Genomic DNA, 14832 nt, shown 5'->3' with positions numbered 1-14832 from the left:
GTTCACTGGGCGAGACCCGACGACTGGATGCCCTTTGCCAGTATCTCGATGCCGTCGATCGTGCGGATCGTCGGGTTCATCGATTGCGCGTCCATCATCACGAAGCGCTTGTTCCTGACGGCATCGAGTTCGCGGGTGACAGGGTCGTTCTCCAGAAAATCGAGCTTCACCTTCGGATCGTCAGCCGCATAGCGCCGGCGATCCATGGTAGCGATGACGATGACCGCGGGATCAGCCTGAGCGATCGTCTCCCAGCCGACCAGTGGCCATTCCTCTTCCGTCGTCACGACATTCGCAGCACCCAGCGTCTTCAGAATATAGGCCGGGGCGCTGTTCTTCCCGGCGATGAAGGCATCGCCGTTCACCTCTTTGCTGGAGAACCAGAAGACGATGGGCAGATTCTTTGCCGATGCGCCCGATATCGAGGCGACCGCATCGGCCTCGCGCTTCTTGAGATCGGCGATCAGGGCGTCGCCGCGGTCCTTGATATCGAAGATGTCGGAGAGTTCGGCGATTTCCTGATAGATCAGGTCCATCGTGAACAGCGCTTTGCGCACGCCATCGCCGCCATCGGCATTGATCTTGGCCACACAGTCGGCGGGCGCGATATAGGTGTTGATCCCGAGTCCGGAAAACTGTTCGCGCTTGCCAACGGAACCCTGCGGACCGACATGCCACTCGAATTCTGCCGCCACCAGGTCTGGCTCCGCGCCGACGACGGATTCGAAGCTTGGATCGTTGTCGGCAAGGCGTCTGATCCGGCTGTTGGCCTCGGCATATTGCGGCAGGACCGGGCCCACCCAGACCGCGGTTCCGGCGATCTTGTCCGCCAGTCCGAGGGAAAACAGTACTTCGGTCATGCCCTGGCCGATCGATACGATCTTCGCCGGGGCCCTTTCGAAGGTCACCTGCTGGCCGCAATTGGTGATGGTCAATGGATATTGAGTGGCAGCAAGACCCGGCGCTGCAAGGCCGGTCAGTCCGAAGGCAAACGTCATGCTCATGAGAAACTGGCGCATGGAAAATCTCGATAAGGAGGAAAATTCTAGCCTCGCCGTGCCCCGCGCGGCTGCGCGGGATAAGGCACGGTCAAACGGAGACTAGCGGTGAAAAACCCAATCGAGACGGATTCGTGCCGGAGTTCGGCGAAGGTTCAGGTCAATCATGTCTGTTCCTTTCCAGGCATCCCCGCCCGGTTGATTGGATCGTGATTGACGGCAGGTCTCCTGGCTTGCGGATATGCGCCGATCATCTGCCTTCCCGCGAAACTCGCAGTGGCATGGCCATGGGCCCCAAGAGATGAGCTACAGCGCTCATCTCGGGATGATCGGCAAAAGCGATCACCCTGGAATGATCGGCAAAAGCGATCACCCTGGGATGATCGGCAAAACCGATCACCCTGGGATGGTCGGCAAAACCGATCACCCTGGGATGGTCGGCAAACCGCTTACAGTTGCGGGGGCAGCCACGGTCTTGATCCCTATTGGGTCGTCCTCACCGTGTTCCCTATTAATCCCCTTGGAGTCATCCGCGGGAAACCGTCGCGCCCAGTTACGCCGGCTCGACGTATCGCGTCAAGAACAAGCTGACGCATCGGGCTCTGCGCGGGAGCCTTTGCCAAAAAGGCAGCCTTCAGCCGGGAATTCTCTTTTCATCAGGATTGGTAAAGACCAGGGCCGGCATCGGCCCCGATGTCAGCAGCGTGAAGTCGAAGGACGCCTTCAAATCCGGCCCCAGCACATATTGTCGATGGACGCGCAGCTGATCCTTGCGGATCTTGCGGTAATGTTCGCGCGTCAGCATCTGCTTGACGCGGATCAGGAGCATCTTCGCCGGGGGCGCGTCCGCGTTGCCGGAGACGGCGACAACCGGCACCTTGTAGAAATTGATCGAATCCGTCAGGCACTGCACATCGACCCACGAAATCTCCGGACAGCGGGCGATCAGCCCGACGCGGGCGCGCAGCAGGCTTGCCGATGACAGCAGCGCACATTGCAGAATAGCGCTGCCGAGCGAAGCAAACACCACGCGTTTGCCCTTGAAGATCTCCGGCTCCCTTTCCAGCAGTATGCCGATGACATGGGCGGCCACGTTCGATCCCATGCTGTGCGAGGAGATCACATATTCATCCGCCTCCTCATCAAGCGCCTTGCGCACGGCGTCAGCTCGCTCTTCCAGCCAGTCATTGAAATCGGCCCGGTGCATGCGGCCGAGCGCGACGGCCATTTGCCAATCGGCAAAGAGATGCAGCGTGTGGAAGCGTTCGGAAAACGGCAGGAAGGCGAAGATGAAGAAGCAGAGCGCCAGCGGCCCGCTCCAGAGCATGTGCCAGGGCGAAAAGCCGAGACTATAGGGCGCGACGGCGATCTGCGCCGTCAGCGCGATTGCCAGCGCCGTCAGCAGGAACGGAAAGAGGAAGAACAGGCCGAAGCGCCAGGCATGACGGAAATAGCCCCGCATGCCGCCTTCGAGCATGATCTGGGCGCAGCTGCGAAAACCCGCAACAATCTGGCTCAGCGTATTGCCGCTGCGCAGCCTGCGCACGAACATGTCGTGATCGACCATGTGGATCCGGCTCTTCGTCTGCCAAATGACAGGAGCAGGCTCTTCCCCGGGCGTCGCCCCGGCTGCCCCGGGCGCCCCAAGCGCCGCGCCGCTGGTCGTCACCTCGAAACTGAGGGGATCGCTGCCGCCGTCCGGAGTCCCGACCTCGAGCGAATACCCCCAAACGGCGGAACTCTGCCTGGCTGAGCGCTCGTAGCGCGCCCGGTGGGCAACGCCGTCAAGCGGCTCGAAGCCCGGAAAATGCAGGACGATCCGCTTTTTTATCAATCTCATTCCGCTCTTTCGGCCGGGCGAATGGCCGGCATGTTCGTGCGATCCGGCTGCTGTGGCGCCGATCTCGGCGAAAAAGCAGGTATGGTCTCGAAGGCGTCTTGCTAACCGAAGTCATCAGGAATTCAATAGCAGCCATGTCGATTCCACCGTGAACGGAGGGGTTTTGTGGCCGATCTTGTCAAAGAATTGATCTCTGGCGTCGTCGACAGCGTGCTGAAGGAAATCCTGAAGAAAACCACCGGCCGCGTCACGACGAAGCGCAGGAGGCGCAAGACGCGCCCCGCTGCGACAACGGCTGCCGCCCGAAAGACGACCTCCGCCAAGCGCAAACCCGCCCGCAAACAGGTCAGCAAGCGACGCACCGCCGCCGGTCGCAGCCGCCAGCGCCGCAGCTGAGACATGACGCAATTATCCGACCGCTGAACCCGGCCCCTCGGCGACGTCGAAATTGACCGGATGCAGGCCCATCTGGCCCGACAACCGTAACGTGATAGCAACATCGCCGAAGTGGTCTGACCAGATTGGTCTTTTTTTGGTTTAGGCGTCTGGAATTCCTGCTGTCACATGCTATCTAAGGACAACGATTGAAACGGTGGGCCTTTAACCCGCCCGTTGAAAGGATCAGGTCCCATGAGCGGCATTCACGAATTCATCGACAACGAAATCAAGAGCAACGACGTCGTCCTCTTCATGAAGGGCACGCCGCAGTTTCCGCAGTGCGGTTTCTCCGGCCAGGTCGTGCAGATTCTCGATTACATCGGCGTCGACTACAAGGGCATCAACGTGCTCGCCGATTCGGAGATCCGCCAGGGCATCAAGGATTATTCCAACTGGCCGACGATCCCGCAGCTTTACGTAAAGGGCGAGTTCATCGGCGGCTGCGACATCGTCCGGGAAATGTTCCAGGCCGGTGAGCTGCAACAGCATCTCCAGGAAAACGGCGTCACCGTTCGCGGCGCCGCCTGACCGGTCACCGGACGTCCGCCCGGTTTCCAAATCTGTTTCTCGAGTTCGAGGCGCTGCAGCCAGCAGCGCCTTGACCTGTTTATGGGAATTTCATTGTGACAGATTCATCACAAGCCGTGTCCGCGGGCCGCCTGCCCATGGGCAAGCGTGAATTCATCGCGCTTGCCGCCTTCCTGATGGCCGTTAACTCTTTGGCGATCGACATCATGCTGCCGGCGCTGCAGCAGATTGGAGCGAGCCTCGGCGTCGAGAGCGAAAATCATCGACAATTCGTCGTCTCCACCTATCTGCTCGGTTTCGGCTGCGCTCAGCTGTTCTACGGACCGCTCTCCGACCGTTTCGGCCGCCGCACGCCGCTGTTGATCGGTCTCGTCATCTACATCCTGTCCGCCATCAGTATCGTTTTCGTCCCCTCTTTTGCGGGGTTGCTCGCCCTGCGCTTCCTGCAGGGCGTTGGTTCGGCCGCAACCCGCGTCATCACCGTCTCCATTGTCCGCGATATCTATGGCGGCCGGCAGATGGCCGAGGTCATGTCGCTGATCATGATGGTCTTCATGATCGTGCCGGTGATCGCGCCCGGCGCCGGCCAAGTCGTCATGTTCTTCGGCAACTGGCACCTGATCTTCCTCTTCATTGCCGCCATGGCGACCGGTATCGCCGTCTGGGCCTACATCCGCCTGCCGGAAACCCTGCATCCGCAGAATGTCCGCCCCTTCACCGCCCGCTCGATCTTCGGCGCCTTCAAGCTGGTGCTGACCAATCGCGTGGCGCTCTGCTACACGATCGCCAGCACGTTCATCTTCGGCGCGCTGTTCGGCTTCATCAATTCCGCCCAGCAGGTCTATGTCGGCATTTACGGTCTCGGCGTCTATTTCCCCGTCGCCTTCGCCGGCGTGGCGATCTTCATGTCGCTGTCGTCCTTCTTCAACTCGCGCTTCGTCGGCAAGCTCGGCATGCGTCGCCTGTCGCACGGCTCGCTGATCGGCTTCATCGCCATCAACACCATCTGGCTGATCGTCCAAATGGCGAGTTCCGAGCCGATGCCCTTCGCCTTGTTCATCACCTTCTTCGGTCTGGCCATGTTTCAGTTCGGCTGGATCGGCTCGAACTTCAACTCGCTTGCCATGGAGCCTCTCGGCCATGTGGCCGGCACCGCCTCCTCCGTGCTCGGCTTCATGAGCACGGTCGGCGGCGCCATCATCGGCGCCGGCATCGGCCAGGCCTTCGACGGCACGGCGCTGCCGATGGTCGCCGGTTATTTCGCTGTCTCGATCGCCGGGTTGGTCTTCGTGCTGATTGCCGAGAAGGGCCGCCTGTTCCAGCAGCACAATCCGGCCGTTTGAAAGGCCGACCTCGTCCGCATCCAGGATTTCACCACATGACGCCGCCACATAAACTGCACCAGGAAAACCAAGGCTCCCGCCGCATCGGCATGGGCTTCGCTGAATTCGTCGTCACCATTGCGATCATGACGGCCAGCATCGCCATGGCGATCGACAGCATGCTGCCGGCCTTACCCAATATCGGCCGCTCCCTCGGCGTCACCAGCACCAACGACGCCCAGCTCATCATCGGCGTCTTCTTTCTCGGCTTCGGCGTTTCGCAGATATTCTTCGGCAGCCTTTCCGACACCTTCGGCCGCCGCAACATCCTGCTCGGCGGCCTCGCCTGCTATGTGGTCGGCATGTTTGCCGCTGCCGCCACCGGCAGCTTCGAAATGCTGCTCCTCATGCGCTTCGTTCAGGGCGTCGGCGGCGCGGCCGTGCGCATCACCACCATGGCCATCGTCCGCGACTGCTTCGGCGGCCGCGAAATGGCCCGCGTCATGTCCTATGTCATGATCGTCTTCATGATCGTGCCGATCGTCGCACCCTCGGTGGGCCAGCTCATCATCCTTTATGCCAACTGGCATTGGATCTTCATCCTGCTCGGCGCCGTCGCCACCATCCTCTTCGTCTGGGCACTTCTGCGGCTGAAGGAATCGCTGCCGCCGGAAGAACGCCTGCCGCTGTCGGTCAACTCGGTCACGGACGGCTTCAAGACCGTGCTCACGAACCGCATTACCTCGGGCTATATGATCGGCCTCACCATGTTCACCGGCGTCATCAGCGCCTACGTGATCTCGGTGCAGCAGGTCTTCGGCGAAGTTTACGGCCTCGGCGACTGGCTGCCGATCGCCTTTGCGGCGACCGCCGGCGGCATTGCAGTGGCGAATTTCGCCAACGGCTTCTTCGTCCGCAAATTCGGCATGCGCCGCATTTCGCATGCCGCGCTGCTGATCTTCACGGCGCTGTCGGCAGCAGGCTTTCTCATTGCACTTGCCGGAAAGGCGGATTTCGCCACCTCCTACGGCATCTTCACCATCGTGCTGATGATGTTTGCCGTGATCGCCACCAATTTCACCGCCATCAGCCTTGAGCCGATGGGCAACCTCGCCGGGACGGCAACCGCCATCACCGGCTTCGTCTCGACGACGGCAGGCGCCATCCTCGGCGGCCTGGTCGGCCAGATGTTCAACGGCACGGTGCAGCCTCTCTTCGGCGGCTTCGCACTCTTCGGCCTGGTGACGATCGCAGCCACCCTCTGGGCCGAGAACGGCAAGCTCTTCACTCATCCCGGAGACAGCCCGCAGCTCGATCCGGGTGCGGCGCACTTCTGACATCGAAATCATTGGCGTCAGCGCGAAAGGCATTCCGATGGACGACCGAATTCTGATCAGGCCTTACGCGCCAAGCGATTCGGACGCGACGATCGAGATTTTTCTGCGCGCCATTCGGGAGGTTTCATCGAAAGACTATTTGCCCGCTCAGATCGAGGCTTGGGCGAAGGTGGAAGATTGCAGCCTATGGGCGCAGCGCCGGATAAGCAGGCCTGGCTGGATCGCGGAAATCGATGGAGTGCTGGTGGGGTTTTCCGACCTGACCAGAGACGGATGCCTGGACATGATGTTCGTGCACCCTGAATTTCAGGGGCTGGGTATCGCAAGCCGCCTGTTGAGCAGGGTCGAGAAGGAAGCGTTGAACCTCGGATTCACGCGAATTTATACCGAGGCGAGCCGAACCGCTCGACCGTTTTTCGAACGCAAGGGTTTCCGCGTGGTGAGCCGGCAAACCGTCGAAAAACGCGGGCAAAGGCTGGAAAATTTCCGCATGGAAAAGCTTTACACGGAATAGGGCGCAAGCCGCCGATACACCTTATCCGAATGAACTCGGCAATCCCGTCGCAGATACGGCCGCAAAATCAGCGCTCTGCGGCCGATTTTCATGCGTTCAAACAGTAACCACCTCACGGCGCAGAACCTCCCATGAGGCCTTGTCGGGGGCAATCAGCAGCCCGCCGTCGAGATGGTGTGGCAGGTAGGAAGAACCGTCGAAACGGGCGGCATGGGCGCCGGCCTCCTGGGAAATGAGCGTGCCGGCGAGATGATCCCAGGGCATCAGCTTGTTGTACATGAGGTAATGCACATGGCCGCCCGCAAGGGTGCGGTATTCATGGGCCGCGCAGCGGTAGTTGGTGAGAAAGCGCACCTTGGCGAGATTGCCGAGGATCTCAGCCCGCTTCTCCTGCGGCAGGTAGCCGGTGGAGGCCATGCCGACCATCTGGTCGAGCGCGACAGGCTCGGCCGCGCGCAGCCGCCGCGCTTCGCCATCCGGCCGCCGCAGCCAGGCGCCGCTTCCCTTTTCCGCCATCACCCAATCGTCGCCCATCGGATCGTAGATGATGCCGGCAATCGTCTCGCCGCCGGAAACGACCGACGCCATGACGCCGAAGGCCGGGATGCCGGCGGCGAAATTGAACGTGCCGTCGACCGGATCGACAACAATGGCGAGATCGGCATCGGCGAGCCTGCCGAGCAGTGCCGGCTCGGCCGCGACCGATTCTTCGCCGACGAACAGGGCGGCCGGCCAGAGCCGTTCGGCTTCCGCCTTGATCATCCGCTCGGCCTGCTCGTCGGCCTCTGTGACGAGATCGGTCGCCTCGCTCTTGGCGCGCACATCATCCCGGCCAAGCCGCCGGAAGCGCGGCAGAATCTCCGCCTTCGCCGCCCGGCGCAAGAGATCGGCAAGAGCGGTCACGTCGACAGTCGCAGTCATGTCAAATCCTTTCGAGAAGCGTGTCAAATCAGATGCCGATGATCTCGCGGCGGATCAGCTGCCAGCTGTCCCTGTCGGGTGCTGAGATAATACCGCCCGTCGTCTCGCCGGGGCGATAGGGGGTGCCGTCGAATTTCGCCGTATGGCCGCCGGCCTCCTGATGCGCGAGCACGCCGGCCAGGTGATCCCAGGGCATCAGCTTCGCATGGCCGATGAAATGCAGCTTGCCGGAGGCGACCATCCAATATTCGTAGGCCGAGCAGTTGAAAGCGAAGGTCATCCTGATCTTCGCCAGATTGGAGCAGATGCGCGAGCGATCCGGGTCGTCCATATGGCCCCATGAAATGCCGCCGACCATCTGGTTCAGGGCGGCGGGCTCCGCCACCTTGAGCCGGCTCGATTGGCCGTCCTGTCGCGTCAGGAAGGCGCCGGCTCCCTTGATCGCCGTCACCGTATCGCCGAGGACAGGATCATGAATGATGCCGGCGACCGTCTCGCCCCTGACGGTGACCGCCAGCATCGTCCCGAAGACGGGAAGCCCGGCGGCGAAATTGAAGGTGCCATCGACAGGATCGACGACGAAGGCGAGCTCGGCGTCGGCAAGGGCCGGAACGACGGACCGATCGGCGTCATAGGCTTCCTCGCCGACAACGAGTGCTGCCGGAAAACGCTCTTTCAGCGCCGCGGTGATCCTGTGTTCGGCGTGCACGTCCGCCTCCGTCACCAGGTCGATTGCCGAGGTCTTTTCCGAAACGTCGGCAGTGCCGAGATTGCGAAAACGCGGCATGATTTCGGCGCGTGCCGCCTCCCTGACGCTATCGCCAAGAAACAGAATATCCTTATCTGAAATGCTCATGCGAAATCATGTCCTTCATGCAACGACCAGCCTCCCGCAGCCGGCCTTTCACGAAGGGTCGGTGACTGTCAAGCCGGAAAAGTCGAAGAGCTTCGGATCGAGCAGATGGGAGGGATTCACATGCGCAAGCGCCCGCAGCATCGTGTCCTTGCGCCCCGGCATCCGCCGTTCGATATCGGCGAGCATGTCCTTCATCGCATTGCGCTGCAGCCCGTCCTGCGAGCCGCAGAGATCGCAGGGGATGATCGGAAACTGCATGGCGGCTGCGAACTTTGCGAGGTCGTCCTCGGCGGCGTAGGCAAGCGGCCGCAGCACCATCAGATCGCCCTCGTCGTTCAGAAGCTTCGCCGGCATGGAGGCAAGCCGTCCGCCGTGGAAGAAATTCATGAAGAAGGTTTCGAGAATGTCCTCGCGGTGGTGGCCGAGCACCAACGCATCGCAGCCCTCTTCCCGGGCGATACGGTAGAGATTCCCGCGCCGCAACCGCGAACAGAGCGAGCAGTAGGTCGCCCCTTCCGGCACCTTCTCCTTCACGATCGAATACGTGTCCCGATACTCAATCCGGTGCCGGACGCCGATCCTCGTCAGATAATCCGGCAGCACATGCTTGGGAAAATTCGGCTGCCCCTGGTCGAGATTGCAGGCGATGAGCTCCACCGGCAATAGTCCGCGCCATTTGAGATCAAGCAGCAGCGCCAGCAGCCCGTAGGAATCCTTGCCGCCGGAAAGGCCGACCAGCCAGCGCTTCTGCCCCTTCAGCATATCGAAATCGTCGAAGGCCTGGCGCACTTGCCTCAGCAGCCGCTTGCGCAGCTTGTTGAAAGAGACCGAGCGCGGCGCATCGGCAAACAGTGCATGGCCGATACCGCTATCGGCTTCACCGGTTTCCAGATCGTCAATGTTGGCTGCGATATTCATTGCTTGGTTCCATCGAAGCTTCATCTTGCCTTAGCAGAAAGACCTTCGCCCACACAGTCTCAATCGCCGAACACCGACCAGCCGGTGCGCGCCGCCAGCATCTCCAGCGCCACGGCGCCGAGCTGCGAATTGCCGACCTTGTTCAGCCCGGGCGACCAGACTGCGATCGAGGCAACGCCGGGCGCCACCGCGAAGATGCCGCCGCCGACGCCGCTCTTGCCGGGCAGGCCGACATGATAGGCGAAGTCGCCCGAGCCGTCGTAATGGCCGCAGGTCAGCATCAGCGCATTGATGCGCCGCGCCCGCTTCGGTGAGACCACCGAATGACCGGTCATCGGATTGCTGCCGCGCGCTGCCAGGAACAGCCCGGCGCGGGCCAGCTGCTCGCAGCTCATCGACAGCGCGCATTGATGGAAATAGACGCCGAGCACGTGGTCAACGGGGTGGTCGAGATTGCGGTAGGCGCGCATGAAGTTGGCGAGCGCGACATTGCGGTACCCCGTCTGCGTTTCCGAGCGCGCCACCTTGTCGTCGATGGTGATCGATTCGTCATCGGCAAGATAACGCACGAAGCGCAGCAATTCGCCGATCGCCTCGCGCGGCGCATGCCCGGCCATGACGACGTCGGAAACGGCAATCGCACCGGCATTGATGAAGGGATTGCGCGGGATGCCGCCCTCGTGCTCGAGCTGGACGATCGAGTTGAAAGCCGATCCGGACGGTTCGCGCCCGACGCGCTTCCATAGACCTTCGCCGACCTTGCCGAGCGCCAAGGTCAGCATGAAGACCTTGGAAATGCTCTGGATCGAGAAGGCGATGTCGGCATCGCCGATACGATAGACCTTGCCGTCGACAGTGACGATCGCCATGCCGAACTGCCGTGGATCGACCTTGGCGAGCTCGGGAATATAGTCGGCGACCTTACCCTCGCCGACCCGCGGCAGAATATCGGTGTAGATGCTGTCGAGGGTCGCCTGCAAATCCGCCATCGCTTCTCTCCGGATAACAAAAAAGCCGCCCGAAAGAGCGGCTTTTCCATAAGCGAAAACGCCTGGTTCTTCTTAACGCGAATAGAATTCGACGACCAGATGCGGTTCCATGACGACGGGGAACGGAACGTCGCTGAGCGTCGGAACGCGACCATACGTGGCGACCATCTTGTTGTGATCGACTTCGATATAGTCGGGAACATCACGCTCGGCGAGGCTGACGGCTTCCAGAACGGTCACCAGCTGCTTCGACTTCTCGCGAACTTCGATGACATCGCCGGCCTTGCAGCGATAAGAACCGATGTTGACGCGAACGCCGTTGACGGTGACGTGGCCATGGTTGACGAACTGACGGGCAGCAAAGACCGTCGGAACGAACTTGGCGCGATAGACGATCGCGTCGAGGCGCGATTCCAGAAGGCCGATCAGGTTTTCGGAAGTGTCACCCTTGCGGCGGGAGGCTTCGGCGAAGATCGCGCGGAATTGCTTTTCGCGCAGGTCACCATAATAGCCCTTGAGCTTCTGCTTGGCGCGCAGCTGCACACCGAAGTCCGAAAGCTTGCCCTTGCGGCGCTGGCCGTGCTGGCCCGGGCCGTATTCGCGGCGGTTCACCGGGGACTTTGGACGGCCCCAGATGTTTTCGCCCATACGGCGGTCAATTTTGTACTTGGACGATTCGCGCTTGCTCATCGTATTTCCTTTCAAAGGTTTATGGCGGTTTGTTGCCAAACCGCACGAAGGAAACACGCCCTCCTCTGACCTCTTCCGAGACCTGACAGGATGTTTCGGTTACGCGAACAGAAACGATCCACGGGACATGTCAAATGAAACACCGGACATTGCTGCCCGGTGCTTGGCGCGGTCTTTAGAGGCCCGTCATGAAAATGTCAACTGCGCCAAAGCCCGAAAGCGCCACTATTCCGCAGCCAACGGCTGATCGCCGGTATCAGGTGCGTTCGCATCACCGGGTGCGGTCTGGCAATTCATGTCGGGGAAGGCCACGATACGTTTGCCGGAAAAGTCAGTGTGCACGACGACAATCCCCTGCTCCTCGAAATAACCGAGCAGACGGCGGGCGCGCCGCGCCGAATGGGTGCCGTAGGCGCGGGCGATGCGCGCGTCTGACGGGCACGGTTCGCCGCAGACGGCGGCCTTGGCGAGCATCAGAAAGACGCCCTGCAGATCGTCGGTGACACCCGCAGACAGCGACAAGGCCGTCGCCCATTCATCGCTCAAGGCTGTCGCCGCATCAACGCCGGAACGGGAGATGGCCACGCGCCGGCGGAAATCCGGCAATGCGATCGGCGGTCCCGGTACGCGGCGCATGCGCAGGCGCACGAGAAAATCCTGGTAGAGCACGGAATCGGTGCGGAAGGCGGAGGTGGGATCGTCGAGTATTTCGGCAAGCACGCCGGCGAGGCGCTCTTCGCGTTCCTCGGCGGAGATTTCCACCTGGCTCGCCCTCGCCTCGACGGGCGCAGGCGACGCCGCCGGCGTCGAGCGCGAAAGTTCAGCCAAAATGTCGGTGGTCGGCCGCGGCGCCGGCGGCGCGCGGCGCACGGGCGGACGCTGGAATTCCTCCGGATCGGGCGTGAAGATCAGGTCCTCGACATCCTGCGGCGCATCCGGCAGCGGCATCAGCTTCGGGCTGGAGGAGCGCGCCGATGTTTCCACCGCGCCGATCTGGATCGGCAGCGGCCGGCGCGACAGCGCCGGGCCGAGAGCGACGAAATTGCCGCGTTTCAGATCGCGGAACATCTCGGCCTGGCGGCGGTCCATGCCGAGCAGGTCGGCGGCGCGCGCCATGTCGATATCGAGGAAGGTGCGGCCCATCAGGAAGTTCGAGGCCTCGGCCGCGACGTTCTTGGCGAGTTTGGCAAGCCGCTGCGTGGCGATCACGCCGGCAAGCCCGCGCTTGCGGCCGCGACACATCAGGTTGGTCATGGCGCCGAGCGACATCTTGCGCGCATCTTCCGAGACGTCGCCGCCGACGGAGGGTGCGAACATCTGCGCCTCGTCGACGACGACGAGAACGGGATACCAGTATTCACGATCGGCATCGAACATGCCGTTGAGGAAGGCGGCGGCGGCGCGCATCTGCTGCTCGATATCGAGGCCTTCCAACGTCAGCACGCAGGAAACGCGATGCTGGCGGATACGGTTGGCGATGCCCGCCAGCTCCGCCTCGGTGCGCTCGCCATCGACGACGATATGGCCGAACCTGTCGCTGAGGGTGACGAAATCACCTTCGGGATCGATGATGACCTGCTGCACCCATTGCGCGGATTGCTCGAGCAAACGGCGCAACAGATGTGACTTTCCCGATCCGGAATTGCCCTGCACGAGCAGGCGGGTCGCCAGCAGCTCCTCGATATCGAGCGTCGCCGGGCTGCCGGACGCCAATCCCATATCGATACCAACCTGCAATGCCGATCCTCGCGACGAAAAGACTCACATGAACGAAGCGCCATTCTTCCGAAACGGCAACGCCCCGTCTATCAAAGAATCTGCTGATTTTCAGGGCCGGATTTCGCCAACCCACAGGACAATTCCCCTCATGCACTCAGGCCGAATCCCTGCATCAGCCGCCGCGTGGCGAAATCCTGCTGGCCTGACGTAAACACGGCGAAGTCGAAATTATCGGGATGCACGGCATCGGCTACCAGCGGAACCAGCGTGCGGGCCCGGCGCGCGATCGCTTCGGCCGGATCAAGCCAGTCGACCGGCCACGGGGCAATCCGCCGGAAAAGATTGGCCATGAAAGGATAATGCGTGCAGGCAAGCACGACGATATCGGTCTTCTGACCATCCTTCTCGACGAAACACTGGTCGATTTCGGCAAGCACCGCATCGTCGGAGACGGCGTCGCCGCGAATATAGGCTTCCGCCATGCGCGCCAGGTTCTGCGAGCCGACGAGACGGACATGGCATTGCTGCGCGAAGGACTGGATGAGATCGCGCGTATAGGCCCGCTTCACCGTTCCCGGCGTTGCGAGCACCGAGACGAGGCCGGAGCGCGTCCGCTCAGCCGCCGGTTTGATCGCCGGCACCGTGCCGACGAAGGTCATCTGCGGAAAGGCGGCCCGCAAGTCCGCGCCGACCAGGGTGAAGGCGGTGTTGCAGGCAATGATGCAGACTTCGGGGTCATACTCCATCAGCAGCTTACCGAAGAGCCCGATGATCCGCTCCTTCAGCGCCTGTTCCTCCCAGCCGCCATAGGGAAAACCGGCATCGTCGGCGACATAGATGAAACCGCGCTCGGGCATCAGCACACGCGCCTCGCGCAGCACGGTCAGTCCGCCGATCCCTGAATCGAAGACGAGGACGGGTTTCAGCTCATTCGTCGGCGCTGGCATCGGTGGGCGCTTTCTTGCCGGATCTGGTGGAGCCGCCTTTGCGCGGACTGTTGCGCGAAAAGCGGTCGAGAGAGGAAATGACGCCGCGCAGCACGCTGATTTCCTGTTCCGTGAATGCCCGGCGGGAGAGAACAGCGCGCAGGTTGTCGACCATTTTCGGCTTTTTCGAGGGCGGATGAAAATAGTTGCGCGAATCGAGCGCCTCTTCCAGCTGATCGAACAGGCCGAAGAGCTGCTCCTTGGTGGACGGGCGCTGCTCAAGCGCCTGGAACGGCACGGCTTCCAGATCCTCCATGCCCGATTTCATCCACTCATAGGACATGAGCAGCACGGCCTGGGCGATGTTGAGCGAGGCGAAGGCGGGATTGACCGGAAAGGTGACGATCTCGTCGGCAAGCGCCACTTCCTCATTGGTCAGACCCCAGCGCTCGCGGCCGAAGAGAATACCGGTCGCCTCACCTGCCCTGAATTTCGTGCGCAGCGTCTCGGCAGCAAGGACCGGCGAGCGCACCGGCTTGTAATTGTCACGGCTGCGCGCCGTCGTCGCATAGACGAAATTGAGATCGGCAATCGCCTGCTCCAGCGTGTCGTACACCTTCGTCGCCGCGATCACATGATCGGCCTTGGAGGCCGTCGCCTGCGCTTTCTCGTTCGGCCAGCCGTCGCGCGGATTGACGAGGCGCAGTTCTGCAAGCCCGAAATTCGCCATGGCGCGGGCCACCATGCCAATATTTTCGCCCATCTGCGGCTCGACCAGAATGATGGCCGGCCCTTCGGCCAGAAGTTGACGCTCGCTGTTCGTGCCTGCCATGGTC

The 14832-nt window shown here is 61.8% G+C and carries 15 protein-coding genes and 1 riboswitch; of the genes, 5 read left to right on the top strand and 10 right to left on the bottom strand.

What is annotated here, in order from left to right; all coding sequences use genetic code 11:
* Window positions 1-2 precede the first annotated feature (2 nt).
* Complete coding sequence (locus CO655_RS18830) at window positions 3-1019, bottom strand: ABC transporter substrate-binding protein (RefSeq protein WP_097665885.1); 1017 nt, start codon at window positions 1017-1019, stop codon at window positions 3-5.
* A 179-nt stretch (window positions 1020-1198) separates the two neighbouring features.
* A riboswitch (cobalamin riboswitch) is annotated at window positions 1199-1558 on the bottom strand.
* 74 nt (window positions 1559-1632) lie between these two features.
* Window positions 1633-2838 (bottom strand): hypothetical protein, encoded by a 1206-nt coding sequence (locus CO655_RS18825; protein WP_097665884.1) that lies wholly within the window; start codon window positions 2836-2838, stop codon window positions 1633-1635.
* Window positions 2839-3003: 165 nt separating this feature from the next.
* Here CO655_RS18825 and CO655_RS18820 point away from each other — a divergent pair, with 165 nt between their 5' ends.
* The 5 genes from CO655_RS18820 (at window position 3004) to CO655_RS18800 (ending at window position 6977) form a co-directional block, all read left to right on the top strand.
* Entirely contained in the window at window positions 3004-3234 is a 231-nt protein-coding gene (locus tag CO655_RS18820; protein ID WP_097665882.1) for a hypothetical protein, read from the top strand.
* A 234-nt stretch (window positions 3235-3468) separates the two neighbouring features.
* A complete protein-coding gene (gene grxD / locus CO655_RS18815) occupies window positions 3469-3804 on the top strand; it encodes a Grx4 family monothiol glutaredoxin (RefSeq protein WP_009994514.1) in 336 nt (111 codons plus the stop codon).
* A 137-nt stretch (window positions 3805-3941) separates the two neighbouring features.
* The gene (locus CO655_RS18810; protein WP_097605428.1) at window positions 3942-5147 is read left to right on the top strand and encodes a multidrug effflux MFS transporter; all 1206 of its coding nucleotides are present in this window, start codon (window positions 3942-3944) and stop codon (window positions 5145-5147) included.
* 35 nt (window positions 5148-5182) lie between these two features.
* Complete coding sequence (locus CO655_RS18805) at window positions 5183-6463, top strand: multidrug effflux MFS transporter (protein ID WP_097665880.1); 1281 nt, start codon at window positions 5183-5185, stop codon at window positions 6461-6463.
* A 37-nt stretch (window positions 6464-6500) separates the two neighbouring features.
* A complete protein-coding gene (locus tag CO655_RS18800; protein ID WP_097665959.1) occupies window positions 6501-6977 on the top strand; it encodes a GNAT family N-acetyltransferase in 477 nt (158 codons plus the stop codon).
* A gap of 96 nt (window positions 6978-7073) precedes the next feature.
* Here the strand turns inward: CO655_RS18800 and CO655_RS18795 are convergent, their stop codons facing one another.
* From CO655_RS18795 to CO655_RS18760, 8 genes are all read right to left on the bottom strand, one after another.
* A complete protein-coding gene (locus tag CO655_RS18795) occupies window positions 7074-7898 on the bottom strand; it encodes an inositol monophosphatase family protein (protein ID WP_097665878.1) in 825 nt (274 codons plus the stop codon).
* Between the two features lie 28 nt (window positions 7899-7926).
* Window positions 7927-8754 (bottom strand): inositol monophosphatase family protein, encoded by an 828-nt coding sequence (locus CO655_RS18790; protein WP_097665876.1) that lies wholly within the window; start codon window positions 8752-8754, stop codon window positions 7927-7929.
* Window positions 8755-8802: 48 nt separating this feature from the next.
* Window positions 8803-9672, bottom strand: coding sequence for a tRNA 2-thiocytidine(32) synthetase TtcA (ttcA, locus tag CO655_RS18785; RefSeq protein ID WP_010031380.1), 870 nt, complete (start codon window positions 9670-9672; stop codon window positions 8803-8805).
* Between the two features lie 59 nt (window positions 9673-9731).
* Window positions 9732-10661 (bottom strand): glutaminase, encoded by a 930-nt coding sequence (locus tag CO655_RS18780; RefSeq protein ID WP_097665874.1) that lies wholly within the window; start codon window positions 10659-10661, stop codon window positions 9732-9734.
* A gap of 72 nt (window positions 10662-10733) precedes the next feature.
* Window positions 10734-11351 (bottom strand): 30S ribosomal protein S4, encoded by a 618-nt coding sequence (gene rpsD / locus CO655_RS18775; protein ID WP_009994534.1) that lies wholly within the window; start codon window positions 11349-11351, stop codon window positions 10734-10736.
* Window positions 11352-11576: 225 nt separating this feature from the next.
* Window positions 11577-13088, bottom strand: a complete 1512-nt coding sequence (locus CO655_RS18770) for an ATP-binding protein (RefSeq protein WP_097605154.1) — start codon at window positions 13086-13088, stop codon at window positions 11577-11579.
* Window positions 13089-13216: 128 nt separating this feature from the next.
* Complete coding sequence (murI, locus tag CO655_RS18765) at window positions 13217-14017, bottom strand: glutamate racemase (RefSeq protein ID WP_097605155.1); 801 nt, start codon at window positions 14015-14017, stop codon at window positions 13217-13219.
* Window positions 13998-14828: an RNA methyltransferase gene (locus tag CO655_RS18760; RefSeq protein ID WP_097605156.1), complete on the bottom strand. Its 831-nt coding sequence runs from the start codon at window positions 14826-14828 to the stop codon at window positions 13998-14000. The genes murI and CO655_RS18760 overlap by 20 nt, the downstream gene beginning before the upstream one ends.
* Between the last annotated feature and the right edge of the window lie 4 nt (window positions 14829-14832).

The sequence above is a fragment of the Rhizobium sp. M1 genome (assembly GCF_002531805.1).
GTDB classification, from domain to species: Bacteria; Pseudomonadota; Alphaproteobacteria; order Rhizobiales; family Rhizobiaceae; genus Rhizobium; species Rhizobium etli_C.
This window is presented reverse-complemented; position numbering and strand designations above follow the sequence as displayed.